Raw genomic sequence first — 15380 nt, forward strand, 5'->3', positions numbered from 1 at the left:
ACGCGAATGATAGAGGTGAGTATGAACACCGAATTGGTAGCCCGCTTGACCGAGCAATGGCGTGATGCGCTCAGTGCTTATGTGATTCATCACGTCATGCCACAGCGCTTGGATGCCGGCCCGCTGAACATGATCAGCGCCGAGCATCTGGACCACTATTTCATGCTCGATACCCAGGTGTGCGCGGCGGTCAGCACCTCATACCTGGCGGAGGCGATCGCCTGTACCCAGACCTACGTCAACGCGATCTTCAACAACCTCGAGCCTGGCTATCGCGCGACGTTCGACGAAAAGCTGGTCACCTTCTGGCGTCAGGGCATGTCCAACTACTCGGTGTGGGCGGCCTACCAGATGCTGGAGGACTATCCGGAGAACTACATCCGCGCCGACCTGCGCCTGGATAAGACCGAGCCCTTCCAGGCACTGGAAGATGCCCTGGGGCAGGCGCGCATTTCCGATGCCTCGGTCAGCAGTGCGGTGCTCGCCTTCCTCCGCCAGTACGAATTCCAGAACAGTATCCGCGTGGTCTCCGGCTACATCGATTACCGCGACGAACAACGCGATGGCGATCACTTCGAAGGCTACACCTACGCCAATTCCGACTATTACCTGCTGGGCAGGGATCCAGAGGGCCAGTATTACCATCGTCGCGTGAGCGTCCGGCTGGACCAGGAGTCCCAGCGCATCGCCCCTGATGCCTGGTCGGAATGGAAGCTGGTCGGCATGCCGAGTGGGCACACCGTGATTCAGGCGCGACTTGTGCTGCTGTGCGGGCGACTGCACCTGGTGTGGCTGCACCAGCAGCCGCCGATCGAGGTGGAGCAGGATTCCGCCGCCCGGACCTACCCGCTGAGGCTGGAAATCATTTACCTGGGCCTGGACAGCATCTGGTCGACTCCCGAACTGCTCTGGAGCGCGCAGGTCAGCACCGAGGATGGCAACTTCGATCCAACGGGCTATGAATTGCTGGCACTGGCCGTCGCCGGAACGAAAGGCAGTGACGATCAACTGCTGGTGGCCTGCGCCAGTCCCAAGGCCGATGGCAGCTACACCCACCACTTCAACGTGTGGCGCGATGTGCTCAAACGCCCCAGTGGACAGTTCGACGAGCGCATGGCCGGCTCGTTGCTCGGCGATTTTCGCAGCGAGCCGGGCAAGCTCAGGTTGCAGCGACGCCTGAGTGCGCGCGACAAGTGGGTGCGCAAGGTCACAGCCGCTGCGGACAACGACAAGTTCGTCGGGCTGGATGCGCAACTGAGCAGGCAGGACGACAAGTACCAACTCCATGTGCGGAGCTATTCGCTGGAGCGGCGCAACGAGGGGTGGCTGCATGCGCTGTACTGCGCACGGTTTGTCAATACATCGGATGCGCTGAGCGTCAAATGCCAGGTGTCGATGGAGAACGCGCTCGACGCTCATCTGCTCTGCAGCATGGTCATGCCACCGACCTTCGACGAACTGGTGTTCAGCCATCCGTCGTTGAGCGACCCCGCCACCTTCACCCGGGCTGACTTCAAGTCGGAACTCAGTGGTCAAGGCGTACCTTTTCTCATATGGGTGGCGCGTCGATCGGTGAAGCTCGACAAGGCCATGAGCCTGGACGATCTGGCACCGCAGGCGGTTCGTGACGGCGTCGGCTTCAAGGTGGCGATCGATGCAGCAACGCCTGTCCCGCTGAGCGACCCACAGAACCACGTGGCGATCGCGTCCGGGCCTGCCATCGTGAAGGCGGTCAAGGTGAAGGCCGCTGAGACCGAGCTGTGGACAGGCGACTGGTCGCTCACAGGTGCGGCGACCAGCGGTTGGCTCGTCAGTGTTGTGGATGACAGCGCAGACGAGGTCAAGATTACCGTCGATGCGGGCGGTAAAACGTCCACCTTCACGGTCACGCTGGCCGCTTCCCAAGTGCTGGCCAGGCCGCCGGCACCGTTGATCCACCAGCAGTCCAGTGGCACCGATTTCCTGGTGTTTGCCGGTATCGGCGGCAAGGACGCGCCATTGGCGGTACGTCTGAACTCCCAGCATGTGCCTGACCTGATCAATCGGGCCGAGGCATCTACCGAGTCGGTATTCGCCTGGGATGCCCAGCACCAGCAGGAACCGGCCTTCGTGGCGAAAGCAAAGGCGCGTCAACTCCAGCGGTGGCGCCCAAGCGCTACGGACCCCGGCATGAGCATCGACGATGCCAACGGCATGTATTTGCGCGAACTGTTCTTCCACGTGCCGCACCTGATCGCTTCGCGGCTGCACGAGGAAGAGCGCTACGACGAAGCGCGCCGGTGGCTGGCCCTGATCTTCGACCCTTACCGCAAGCGCGAGGCTACCGAGCACCCCGGCCAGGATTACTGGAAATGTGCCTGGTTGATGCTCGAGGACACGGCAGCGCCGGGACTCGAGCACGAGCTGAGCGACCCGCATGTGATCGCGCTGCATGCGCCGTCGCATTATCGCAAGGCGATTTTCATCCAGTACGTCACGCTGCTCATCGACCAGGCAGACAGCCTTTATCGTCAGCAGACTCGCGACAGCCTGGCGCAAGCCTGGCTGCTTTACCGTATGGCTATCGGCCTGATGGGCGAGGCGCCCCAAGCCCGCTCGGTGAGCACCTGGCAATCTCCCAGCGTTTCGCAGTTGCTGGACGCCAGCCCTGGCGATGAACGGCTGCTGGGCTTGGCCTCGGTCGTCGAGCCCAGCGCGCTGCCCAAGCACCTGAACACGTTCTTCTGGGCCGGCGTGGCCGTGCACCCGGCCTTTCGCCTGCCGGTCAACCAGAAGCTGCTCGATACCTGGCAGTTGCTCGACGCGCGCCTGTACAACCTGAGGCATTTCCTGACCCTCGATGGACAGCCCATGGAACTGCCGCTCTATGCGCCGGCCGCCGATCCATTCGACCTGCTCGCTGCACGCATGAGCGGGGGCTCCGGGTTGTCCCGACCCATGGGTAACCGCACGGTGGTACCGCCTTATCGTTTCCGCACATTGGTACTCAAGGCCCACGAAGCGGTGGCGGCACTCATCCAGTTCGGCGAGCAACTGCGCAGTTACATGGAACTGGAGGAGCGCACCCAGCAGGAGGTGCTGCAGTTCCGACACGCGGCGCAGATCGCCCAGTACGCCATCGCCATTCAGGAGCAACTGCACGAGCAGCAAAAGCACAACGCGCAGGTGCTTCAGATGCAGCGCACCGGTGCCGAGCAGCGGGTGGATCATTTCTCGGCGCTCTACGAAGAAAACGTCACGGTCGGCGAGGTGGCCTTGCAGTGGCTGCACACCGCAGGCCGGGCTACCAGCAATGTCGCCAGCGCCGCCATTGGCTCCTCTTACCTCACCGACCTGGTGCCGAAGATCTTCGGCCTGGCCAACGGTGGCATGGAGTACAAAGGCCCGCTGATGGCACTGGGCTACACCACCGAGGTCGTCGCCAATATCGCGCTGACCGCCAGTGATAACCTGCGCGACACCGAAACCTGGCGTCGCCGTCGCCAGGAATGGGATCTGCAGCGCAAGACGGCGCAGCATGAACTGCGCGTCATCGACAAGCAGCTCGAGGCCCAGCAGCACGGCACGCTGGCCGCCGAGCGCGCGCTGGCGCACAGCCGCCAACTACTGGCCCAGGCCGAGCAGACCTACACCTTCTACCAGAACCGTTCGAGCAATGAAGCGCTGTATCGCTGGCTGCGTTCGCAAGCCACCGCCTGGCATTCGACGCTGTTCGATGTGGCGGTGAGCCTGTGCAACAGTGCCGAAGCCTGCTGGCAGTACGAGACGGGCCAGTACCAGAAACGCGTGATCCGTCCGCCGGTGTGGCAGGCCGACCGTCTTGGGCTCAACGCTGGCGGGGAGTTACGCCTGGACCTGATGCGCCTGGAGTCGGAGATGCTGCTGCGCGGCGAGCGGCATTTGGAGGTGCGCAAGACCGTATCCCTCCACGCCCTGCTCGAACTCGATCTGGTGACGGACAAGGCCGGTACTCCCCTGGACTCCTGGTCGGCGATTCGCAACGCCCTGACTGACGACGGCGAAATCAGCTTGACCCTGTCGCAGCGTCTGTTCGACCTGGATTACCCGGGCCACTACCTGCGCCGTCTGCACAGCGTGGCGTTGTCGCTGCCTGCCTTGCTGGGGCCTTATCAGAACATCCGCGCCACCTTGGCGCAGAAGCGCAGCCGCTTGCTGATCCGGCCCGACATCGAGGGCGTGAAGTTCCTCCATGGCGATGCAGACGTGGCGGCGGCGCCGCAAAGCGTGATGATGAGCCTGCGCGCCCAGCAGCAGGTGTGCCTATCCTCGGCGCAGCAGGACATGGGACTGGTCAGCGGCACGGATAGCGATGACCGCTACCTGCCGTTCGAGGGCACCGGCGCCGTTTCCGACTGGACGCTGCGCTTCCCGCGTCACGCGCAACAGGGCGAGATGATCGAGAGCTTGAGCGACGTTGTCCTGGAGGTCCGCTACTACGCGCTGCATGGCGGTGCTGCGTTCGAGGATCAGGTCGAACAATTGCTGTGCGCCGACGCCTCTGGCGCGGCCCCCGAGGCTGCTCAGCAGGGGAAAGGCCGTGACTGAACAAAGCCCCCAGGACCTGCAACCGGACGCGTCCGCCGAGCGCCCGGCGTTCTATACCCCGCCAGCGCTGCCCAAAGGTGGCGGCACGGTCTCGGTGGGCGGCGGCATGCTGTCCAGCGCCGGACCAGACGGTGCGGCCGGTTGGCACCTGCCGCTGCCTTCGCCCAGCGGCCGAGCCTTATCGGCCAGCTTGGCGCTGAACTATTCCAGCGCCGGCGGCAACAGTGCTTTCGGCGCGGGGTGGGAGTACGCGCTGCCCGCGGTGGCGTGCACGACACGCTTCGGTTTTCCGCGCTATGACGGTGATGACCGCCTGGTCGGTCCGTCCGGGGGCGAACTGCTGAGGGCCGCTGAGCCCCGACGTGCCACCCGCCTGCCGTTCAGCGCGACACCTGCGGGGTATGCCGTCACCCCGTGGACCGAGCGTGTCGGTGGGCTCGACGCGCGCCTGGAGCATTGGCAGGCCGAAGAGGATCCGGATGGACCAGGCTTTTGGCTGCAGTACCTGGCCGACGGCAGTCTGTCTCTGTATGGCTGGTCGGAGTCGGCACGCCTGTTCGCGCCTGGCGAGCCCGGGCATACCGCGTGCTGGTACCTCGAAGAGCAGGTGTCCGCGCGTGGCGAGCATGTGGTGTATCGCTATCGCTCGGAGGACGAGCAGGGCTGTTCGCAGCAGGAGCTCGAGGCCCATCCGCGGGTCGTCAACGTTTATCCGCAGGCGGTGTACGCCATGAATGCCACGCCCAGCGAGGGGCTGCTCATTCCGGCGCAGGCGTTCGACGAAGATGACTTCCTGACCTTCACCGTGTTCGATTATGGCGAGCGCGGCGCCGATCCTGAGCAGGTTCCGCTGTTCGAGCCCGCGCAGTGCTGGCCGGTTCGCGACGACTGCCACTCGTTCTGGCGTTACGGCTTCAATGTGCGTCTTCGTCGGCTGTGCCGTGACGTGCTGTTGTGGCACCGCACCGCGCGGCTGGACGGGCAGGCAGACCCGACACCCGAACTGGTTGCACGCCTGCACCTGGAGTACGACAGCAGCCCGGTGGCCAGTATTCTGGTGTCCGCTGCACAACTCAGCGCCGATGTCGATCTGCGCTTGCCCCCGCTGGAGTTCGAGCTGAGCCGTCCGGGCCGGGCAGTGCCGCAGTGGGAGGCGCTGCCTGAGCTGGACGGTTTCTGGGCCGACGCCTGGCAACTGGCCGATCTTCACGGTGATGGCGTGCCGGGCTTGCTGTACCTGGACGAGCACGCCTGGCACTATCGCGCGCCCCAGCGCGGCGCTGGCGAAGACCGCATCACCTGGGGCCCGCCTGAGCCGCTGCCGCAGGTGCCGACCATTGGCCGCGCCGACTTGATGGACCTTGATGGCGATGGTCGCCCCGAATGGGTGGTTACCGCAGGTGGCTTGCAGGGCAGCTTCACGCTAGGTACGGACGGCGCCTGGAGCGGCCTGGTGCCGATCGCGGCGTTGCCCAGCGAATACGATCACCCACAGATGCGCCTGGCCGACCTGACCGGCGACGGTCAGTCTGATGTGGTGATGTTGCGCGCGCTGGGGCCGCGCAGCGTGCGCCTGTACCCCTCGGCGGGCAATCGCGGCTGGCTGGCGGCGCGGTCCGAGCAGTACCACGGCCGCGTACCGCTGCCCTCGCTGGACCAGTCAATGGTGGTCTTCGCCGATCCTGCCGGCAGCGGCCAGGCACACCTGGTGCGCATCACCGGCCAGGGTGTCACCCTGTGGCCCTCGTTGGGCTACGGCCGGTTCGATGAGGCGCTGCAGATTCCCGGATTCGAGGTGGCCGACTTCAGTCCCTCGCGGGTGTTTTTGGCCGACACCGACGGCGCCGGCACCACCGACATTCTTTACCTGCAGCCCGATGGCATCCGCGTGTTCGTCAGCCAGTGCGGTAACCGCTTCGTGGAAGGCCCTTTCATCAAAGCGCCGGACGGCCTGGTCCTGGACGACACGTGCCAGGTGCAAGTCGCCGATGTGCGCGGGCAGGGCACGGCCGACCTGCTGCTGACCGTACCCCTTCACGATGCGGACAATGCCCCGCGCAGTTGGCTGTATCGCTTCAACGAGCGGCGCCCCTGGTTGCTGCACACCATCGTCGACAATCTTGGCAGCCGCACCGAGCTGGATTACCGCAGCTCAGCCCAGGCCTGGCTCGACGAGAAGGCGGCTGTGACGCACCGCACGGGCAGGGCGCCGGTCAGTCATCTGCCGTTTCCCGTGCACACCCTGAGCCGGGTGACCGCGGTGAATGAAATCACCGGGGTGACGCTGGGCAGCGAAATGCGCTACCTCGGTGGCGTCTGGGACTCCACCGAGCGCGAGTTCGCCGGTTTCAGGCGCCTGCTCCAGACCGACACCCACGCGCTGGTCGATGCATCGGCCACCCATCTGTCACCGCCGACGCGGGTCCTGAGCTGGTTTCACTGCGGTATCGAGACGCTCGACGGGCTGGCCGAAGAGGCTTTCACCGACATGGACGCTGCGTTCCCCCAGGGTGAGGTGCGCTTGACCCAGGGTGCCGGCGACGATGAGCACCCCTTCAGTCCGGAGCCGGCGCTACGCACATGGCTGTACCGCGCACTGCGGGGGCAGTTGCTGCGCCGGGAGGTATACGGCCTGGATGGTCAGGCCCAGGCCGACAAACCCTACAGCGTCGAGCGCCCGCGTTGGCAGATCCGCGCCTGCGCCACGGCCGACGACCTGCATCCGTCCGCGCTGATCACCGCCGTGCAGCATCTGGGCTTGAACTGTGAGCGCTATCCGCAGGATCCCCAGGTGGATCAGGCCATCGTCTTGCGACAGGATCGGTATGGCAATGTGCTTGAGAGCGTCACCGTGAAGTATCCACGCTTGCTCGATCCGGCCGCGCTGGCCCAAGAGGAGGTCGAGCGCAAGATCTATCCGGCCAGCCTGCCGAGCGGGCTGATCGAGGCCAGTTGCGACGAGCAGCAATATGACTGCTGGGTGAGTCTCAGCCGCGCCACGGTGCACAACCGGGTCAAGGACGACGACTTCGTGATCGGGCTGCCAGGCGCCATGCGTCGGGACATGGTGCACTTCGCCCAGGCACAAGTGCCCGAGGGTGGTTTCAGTGTCGAGTACCTGCTCGAGCAGGGGCTGCCCCTGAGTGATCCGGCGCGCACCGTCCTGGCCAGCTACGAAAAGACCGTGTGGCGCCAGGCCGACGGCAGCGGCGCCAGCAGCGAGCCTTCGCGCCAGGCACTGCGGGCCTACACCCGCACCGCGATGCTCGACAAGGCTTCGCTCGACGTGCTGCGTCCGGCGTTCGAGCTGACCCTGCTCGGCCTGTTGCAGGATGCGCTGGCCAATCCGTCCAGCGACCCGGCGGTGCTGGGGCGCCTGCGTAGACGCCTGCCGGTGGTCGAACACGCCGTGACCTACGGGCTGTTGCTGTCCTATCTGGAGCAGGCGCCTGGCGACCGCGAGGCGTCGCAGATGCTGCGTCAGGCGCTCAAGCACGTCATTTCGGTACAGGCCCTGCGTGATCGGCTGCTGGACGAAGCCGCCGAGGCGCTGCCTGAGGGCCTTCATGGCGCGCTGCGCAAGGAAAGTCGTGTACCTGACGCCGCGCTAGGGTCGGTGCTGGCCTGGTTCGGCGCACAGCACGCGCAAGACGCCGCTGTCTTGGCCACGCTGCACGCTGCGCTGGTCAGCGCGCTGTCGGCCAACAGCGCCGACGCACTGTTCTGCCGAGCGCTGCTGGCCGCGTTGCAACGCGTACCGTCTTCGCCTGCGCGCACGGCAGCCGAGCAGGCCTGGTTACTGGCAGTGCGGCAAGAGCTGGATCGTCCGCTGCAGGAAGAGACACTGCCTGAACTGCTCAAACGCGGTGGCTATATCGCCATGGACCGGCCGCTGGATGCCGAGGAATTGGCCGACGCCGCCGATCCCGATGGGCTTGGCGTGCCCGGCATTGCGGGAGAGCCGCTGGTCGAGCAGGCCTATTGTGGTCACCACGGCATCAGTCATTACCAGGACGCTCTGCATTTCTGGCAGCCCCACCGCATGCAGGACAGTACCGTCACAGGACCGAGCCAACTGAGCTACAGCGCGCACGATGTGGTGGTGGTGAAGGTCTGCGATGCCGCCGGACTGACATCGACCATCGAGGCGTACGACTGGCGTTTTCTGCAACCGGTGCGCATCCAGGATGCCAACGACAATCTCAGTGAGGTGGCCCTGGATGCCTTGGGCAGGGTCTTGCATACCCGCTTCTACGGCACGCAAACCGCAGCGGGCAGCGATGAGGCGGTGATGACCGGTTACTGCTCGGGCCGTCCGTTCACGCCGCCGCCGACCGTGGCGGACGCGGTGGCACTCAACGACAGCAAAGGCGTACCGGTGCATACCGCCTTCACCGTGGTCGCCGACAGTTGGATGCCGCTGGCGCTCACCAGCGACGGTAGCACCGACCCTGCGCGTCGGTGTGGTGCACTGGCCTGGCGGCGAATGGCCGCCCGGCTAAGCGTCAACGGCCTGGGACCCTTTGCCATGGTTGGGCGCACGCCGCCGCATACCGTGCAAATCCTCAGCGACCGCTACGACGATGACCCCGAGCAGCAGGTGCGCGTCACCGTGACCCTGACAGGGGGAGGGCAGTTGTTGCAGAGCGCGGTGCTCAATCCTCCCGGCGAAGCGTTCGTGCGTACCGAACAGGGCGCGTTGCTGGCCGATGCGCAGGGGGGCGCCGTCAGTCGCGATGCGACCGTGCGTTGGGCGGTCAGCGGCAAGACCGAGTATGACAACAAGGGCCAGGCCGTGCGTGTCTGGCTGCCGTTCTACTTGGATGACTGGCGCTGGGTCAGCGACGACAGCGCCCGGGAGGGCATCTATGCCGACACCCACTATTACGACGCGCTGGGTCGCGAGTACCGCGTGGTGCGGGCGGCCGGCGAAGAGGTCGAGGGGCAATGGGCGAACTACGAACGCCGTGTGCAGCAGTACCCCTGGTTCACCGTGTCCGAAGACGAGAACGACACCTGGCTGGAGGTGATCGAGCAGGCCCGACTCAGGGCCCGTAGCACAGTGCAGTGAGCCTGGTCGCTAGCGACTGTCGTGCCCGGTCAGGCGAAATCCTCGATGAACTGACGACCCTCAGGGGCGATATCTATCTGGAGAATGACATGAGCCCACGCACTCAAGCTGGCGCCACGCTCCATGCGTCCGGCGATGCTGATCAGGACACCCAGGGCCATTCGGTGCTCAAAGCGCCGTTTCTGCAGCAAGCGGATTTCTCTGCCGACGGGCCCTGGCGCAGCTTGGGTCAGTTGATCGATTTCAGCGACGGTGGAGACGGTTCGACCTACCTGGGTATCCAGCGCAACGAGCGGGTCTGGCAGGACATCGATCTGCCCGTCGCGCCGCAGGCTGACGGCGCGCGGCCGCAGTACTGGCTGGGTTGCGAGTACGCCCTGAACAATTTCAAGGAGTGCCTGGTGACGGTCCACCTGCTCGAAGACGGCAAGGAAGGGGCGCAGGTGTTCGTCGAGCGTTTGCAGGGCCAGGGCACGCTTGAGGATGAGCCTCTGGCACCTGGCGCTGTGCCGACCTGGCATCGCATGGCGCCGTTGCTCGTCGATCTGCCGGGCGATACGACGGCGGTGCGCGTCGCGTTCGATACTCGGCTGGACGGTAAGATCACATCCAGGTTGTACCTGCGCCAAGTGATCTCGCAGCTACGCTTGCCTGAGCTGTCCTCGGCCAGCACGGTCAAGCTGGTCCTTGATCCAGGTGGGAAAAATCAGATCGAACAGACGCGCCAGCCGTTCCTGCTGTGCCATGGCGCTGAGCATGTCTTGCAGGTCAAGTCGGCGGCCGGAGACGCCTGGTCGGGTCAGCCTGTGAGTCTGATCTGGATGGACGACAATCAGCACCCGCCCAGTGCCTTCGGGCTGAGCGCCAGGCCGCCCTTGAACCAGAACGCGGGCGATCAGGACGATCGTTACCAACCGCTGGACGAGGGTGACGGTGCCCAATGGCAATTGCAGGCGGGCGCTACCGCGACTCAAGCCGGTGAGATCGGCCTCGGCCTGGGCAGCTACTGGCAAGCGCCGCGATTCGAGCTCGAGGCGCAGCTCGGCGATTTCCGATGTGACCTTGGGGGGATCGAGTGGGATGGCGTTGTCCCTGTGGTCGAGTATGGCAATAGCACCCAATTGAGCGTGATGCTCCACAACGTGTTCGTCCCTGAGCGCCCGGCCGTCGGCAGGCCGGTCAAGTGGCTGTTGAACGACACGCTGTTCGCCACCCAGCCCACTGATGGCGAAGGGCTGTCGAGCATCGAGTATCGGCCCAAGCCCGGCGACGAAGGCGTTGACAATCACGCGGTGTTCAAAGCGGTCTACGAAGACGAACTGAAGCAGGTCAGTGAGCAAGTCCAGAAGCTGCCGGTGTTCGCCGTGTCGCCATGGGGGGCCGAGCTGGAGGTGCTGTTCGAGGGCAAACCTGTTACCGACTTCGAAAAAATCGCCCTGTTGTTGACACGCCAGACCGAGGCCAGTTTGACCCTGAAACCGAAAAAAGCGGACAGCTTCTTCGTCGGCAAACCGATCCTCTTGCGCTGGCCCAACGGCAAGCCTGAGCGAGGGATTACGTTCACGCCGACTGCCGCGCAGACGATGACAGCGCAGGGCATCAGTTGGACGCTCAAGGGGGGCACGGACTCCGGGACATTCGTACTGGAGACCGCGACGGACGATCTGCCGGCACCGTTTTCTTTCAAAGGGGCGCAACTGTCTGCCGAACTGGGCGATGAAGTCGAGCTGTCGCTCGATGCAGAAGCTATCGGTCCGACTGCGCTTTGGCGTCGAGGGATTGCGCGTACCTTGCGTCTGCAGATCAAGCCAGGCAGCCCTCTGCCAGCGCTTGGCCGAATGGGTCACTTGAGTTTCATCAAGGGGACGCTGGAATCGCGTCAAGTGCCTGCCCAGCCCGACTACGAGGCCAAGCGTGAGGTGCCTGCCGCCGGGCTGGGCTGGACCTTGACTCCAGGCCAGAGCAGTGGCGACTTCGCCTTGGCGGTCCATGTCGAGGGCTTCGCCAAGCCGTTGAGCCTCGACAATGCCATGGTGCTGTCGAGCCAACTCAGCGATGAGGCACAACTACAGATTGATGGTGCGGCGGTGCCTGCTCTCACACTGTTCCAGCGCGGGGCGCCGCGCACGCTCAGCCTGGCGCTTAAAGCAGGCAGTCCGCTAGGCCGCCTGCAGCCAGAGGCCTGGCTGGTGTTCGAGGCAGGCAGCCTGGGCCAGGCTCAGATACCTTCCACACCGGCTTACCTCAGTAAGCGCAAGCTCGGCCCCGATGGGTTGTCATGGTCGCTCAAAGGACAGCAGGTCAGTGGCGATTTTGCTCTGGCGCTGAAGGTGGAGGGGTTCGAGCAGCCTTTGAGCGTGTCGAAGGCTGTGCTGCTGTCGGCAGATCTGGGCGATGAAGCGGAGTTGAAACTACAAGGTGCGGCCGTACCGAATCCTGCGATCTTTCGTCGTGAACAGCCAGCCAAGTTGACGTTGCAACCCAAGGCCGAGAGTCCGTTAGGTGGACTCGGCTTGAGCGTCTACCTGGAATTCGTGGGCCGCAGCCTGGGCATGCTCGATGTGACAGCGACTCCCAATTTTGGTCACGATCTTGTGCTCGGAGCACAGGGCTTGGAATGGGTGCTAGAAGGAGGCCAGGTCAGCGGTGACTTCGGGGTCAGGGTGGTCGTCTCCGATCGCGTATTTTCCAAGACGCTGGAAATCGACCAAGCGTTTTTGCTTTCCACTCATTTGAAAGATGAAATCAATGTCTCGAGTCGGAGCATGGGTGTCAACGAGTTCATGGTTGTCAAGCGGCCGCATAGTGGACAAGGACAAGTGCTGTTCGCTCGCCCCAAAGCCGAGAGCCCCTTGAATGTCTTCAAGACGCCATGCTGGTTAACTTTCACAGCCCATACCCTGCCCGCCACGCTGATGGATGCGCAGCCCGAATTCGGTGACAAGCGTACGTTGGAAGCATCGGACCTCAAGTGGACGTTGATGGGCAACGCCTATTCCAGTGGTAGCTTCGAATTGACCATCCATGCAGAGGGGTTCGATCAACCCTACAGGATCCGATGCCTGCTGCTCGCTGATCGCTTCGAAGACGAATTCTATGTCACTTCGGAGGGATTCGACTCTCGCTATGACGATGAGATGGCACTCAAGGTGATCACTTCTAAACCTGACTTTACACTGCATCCCAAAAACGACTTGGGATGGCCAGAATTGATAAACGTCAGTGTCGACTTTATGAAAATTACCCTAGAGGAACAATACGTTGATATGTACCCAACTTACCGGGTGCCGATAAAGTTAGAGTTTACTCGGGCTCTGTGGGCGGTTCAGTCCATTACCAAGATGGGTACTTTCGTACTTGCTTTCAAATCTGACGTGCAATCGGACCCGCTTCACATCCCTTGCGACGTGTTATAGGGGCTGTGTAAAAGAGTTATCAGCACGAAGGCCAGAACCGGGATGGCCACGTGAGTTCGAATGAGCAATGTGCATGGATCCACAGATATGCCACCTTCTGTGGATCCATGCCTACATTACACCCTCAGTCGTTACCCGGACCCCGTCACTCCTGCTCGCGCTGCAACACCATCAACACCACCGAACGTCCGGTGACATCGAAGGTACTGTCGAACTCCAAGCGCTTGGCCTTGCGCTGCTCCGGCTGGTCAGTATCGATCAGGCAGCTCCAGTGCTCACCTTGCGGCACGCTGGGCAGCTTGAAGGGCACTACGTCATGGTGGGCATTGACAATCAGCAGCACGGTGGCCTGGTCGCCAGGACGGGCGATACCGCTGACCTGCGCGCGACCGTCGATCAGCATACCCAGGCATCGGCCATGGGGATCCTCCCATTGCTCCACGCCCATCTCGTTGCCGTCGGGGGCTAGCCAGGTGACGTCCTTTACACCGATCGCTTCGTTGTAATCGCCCACCAGGAAGTTGGAACGGCGCAGCACCGGATACGTCTGGCGCAGCTTGGTCAGGCGCTTGACGAAGGCCAGCAGGGCCTGGCCTTCCTCGTCCAGGTCCCAGTTGATCCAGCCGATTTCGCTGTCCTGGCAGTAGGCGTTGTTGTTGCCGTGCTGAGTGCGGCTGAACTCATCGCCCGCTACGATCATTGGCGTGCCCTGGGACAGCAGCAAGGTGGCGAAGAAGTTACGCATCTGACGCATGCGCAGCGCCTTGATGTCGGCATCCTCGGTCGGGCCTTCGACGCCGCAGTTCCAGGAGATGTTGTTGCTGGTACCGTCCTGGTTGTTTTCCTCGTTGTCCTCGTTGTGCTTGTCGTTGTACGACACCAGGTCGCGCAACGTGAAACCGTCGTGGGCGGTGATGAAGTTGACCGACGCATAGGGGCGCCGACCACGATTGTCGAACAGGTCGCCCGAACCGGTCAGGCGCGCAGCGAAGTCGGCCAGCTGGCCTTCGTGGCCTTTCCAGAAGGCGCGGGCGGTGTCGCGGAAGCGGTCGTTCCATTCGGCCCAGCCGGGGGCGAAGTTGCCCACCTGGTAGCCGCCTGGCCCACAGTCCCAGGGTTCGGCGATCAGCTTGACGCTGCGCAACAACGGGTCCTGGCGGCAGGTGACGAGGAAGCTGTGGCGCTCGCTGTAACCGTCGTGGTAACGGCCCAGAATGGTCGCCAGGTCGAAGCGGAAGCCGTCCACATGCATCTCGCCGGCCCAGTAGCGCAGCGAGTCGGTGACCAACTGCAGCACGCAGGGGTGGCTCAGGTCCAGAGTGTTGCCGGTGCCCGAATCGTTGATGTAGTAGCGCTTGTCGTCAGGCATCAAGCGATAATACGAGGCGTTGTCGATGCCGCGCATGGACAGGGTCGGACCACGCTCGTTGCCTTCGGCGGTGTGGTTGTAGACCACATCGAGAATCACCTCCAGGCCCTTCTCGTGAATGTGCGCGACCATCTCCTTGAATTCGGCGATCTTGCCACTGGCCAGGTACTTGGGGTGTGGCGCGAAGAACGCCAGGCTGTTGTAACCCCAGTAGTTGTTCAGGCCTTTGTCCAGCAGGTGCTGGTCGTTGACGAAGGCGTGGATCGGCAGCAACTCGATGCTCGAAACGCCCAGGTCCTTGATGTGCTTGAGCAGCTCGTCGTTGGCCAGGCCCGCGAAGGTGCCGCGCAGGTTTTCCGGCACCGCCGGGTGACGCATGCTGATACCGCGCGCGTGAGCCTCGTAGAACACAGTCTGTTCCCAAGGAATCTGCACGCGCTGGTCGCGGCCCCAGGTGAATGCCGGATCCACGACCTTGCACTTGGGCACGAAGGGCGCGCTGTCGCGCTCGTCGAACGAAAGATCGTCGTCGGGGTGGCCGAGGGTGTAGCCGAACAATGCCTCGGACCATTTCAGCTCACCCACCAGTTGCTTGGCATAGGGGTCGATGAGCAGCTTGTTGTGGTTGAAGCGGTGGCCGTTCTGCGGCTCATAGGGGCCGTACACGCGGTAGCCGTAGACCAGTCCTGGGTGAGCATCGGGCAGGTAGCCATGGTAAATCTCGTCGGTGTATTCCGGCAGTTCGATGCGCTCGAGTTCGTTCTCGCCGCTGGCGTCGAAGATGCACAGCTCGACCTTGGTGGCGTTGGCCGAGAACAGGGCGAAGTTGACGCCCAGTCCATCCCAGGTGGCACCCAGCGGGAAGGGCAGGCCTTCACGAATGCGGGTTGGCGCGACGGAACGGGTTTTCTTTGGGGTGCGTGCGGTCATGGCAGCTCTCGTCTAGCCAAACGAATGG

Annotated in this window: 4 protein-coding genes; 3 read left to right on the forward strand and 1 reads right to left on the reverse strand. The window is 63.6% G+C overall.

Going from position 1 to position 15380, the window contains the following annotated elements; translation table 11 throughout:
* Positions 1–21 precede the first annotated feature (21 nt).
* From NJ69_RS06385 to NJ69_RS06395, 3 genes are all read left to right on the forward strand, one after another.
* Entirely contained in the window at positions 22–4566 is a 4545-nt protein-coding gene (locus tag NJ69_RS06385; protein WP_039577237.1) for a neuraminidase-like domain-containing protein, read from the forward strand.
* Positions 4559–9637: a SpvB/TcaC N-terminal domain-containing protein gene (locus NJ69_RS22180; RefSeq protein WP_052192015.1), complete on the forward strand. Its 5079-nt coding sequence runs from the start codon at positions 4559–4561 to the stop codon at positions 9635–9637. Before NJ69_RS06385 ends, NJ69_RS22180 begins: the two co-directional genes overlap by 8 nt.
* A gap of 89 nt (positions 9638–9726) precedes the next feature.
* Positions 9727–13053: a hypothetical protein gene (locus NJ69_RS06395; RefSeq protein ID WP_155290518.1), complete on the forward strand. Its 3327-nt coding sequence runs from the start codon at positions 9727–9729 to the stop codon at positions 13051–13053.
* A 145-nt stretch (positions 13054–13198) separates the two neighbouring features.
* Here NJ69_RS06395 and glgX read toward each other — a convergent pair whose 3' ends face one another.
* Positions 13199–15352 (reverse strand): glycogen debranching protein GlgX, encoded by a 2154-nt coding sequence (gene glgX / locus NJ69_RS06400; protein WP_039577241.1) that lies wholly within the window; start codon positions 15350–15352, stop codon positions 13199–13201.
* Positions 15353–15380 lie beyond the last annotated feature (28 nt).

The sequence above is a fragment of the Pseudomonas parafulva genome (assembly GCF_000800255.1).
Taxonomy (GTDB): domain Bacteria; phylum Pseudomonadota; class Gammaproteobacteria; order Pseudomonadales; family Pseudomonadaceae; genus Aquipseudomonas; species Aquipseudomonas boreofloridensis.

Bases quoted from the DNA above. Each gene is read 5' to 3' on its own strand.
- NJ69_RS06385 (WP_039577237.1), top strand. From the start codon at position 22: ATGAACACCGAATTGGTAGCCCGCTTGACCGAGCAATGGCGTGATGCG.
- NJ69_RS06395 (WP_155290518.1), top strand. From the start codon at position 9,727: ATGAGCCCACGCACTCAAGCTGGCGCCACGCTCCATGCGTCCGGCGAT.
- glgX (WP_039577241.1), bottom strand. From the start codon at position 15,352: ATGACCGCACGCACCCCAAAGAAAACCCGTTCCGTCGCGCCAACCCGC.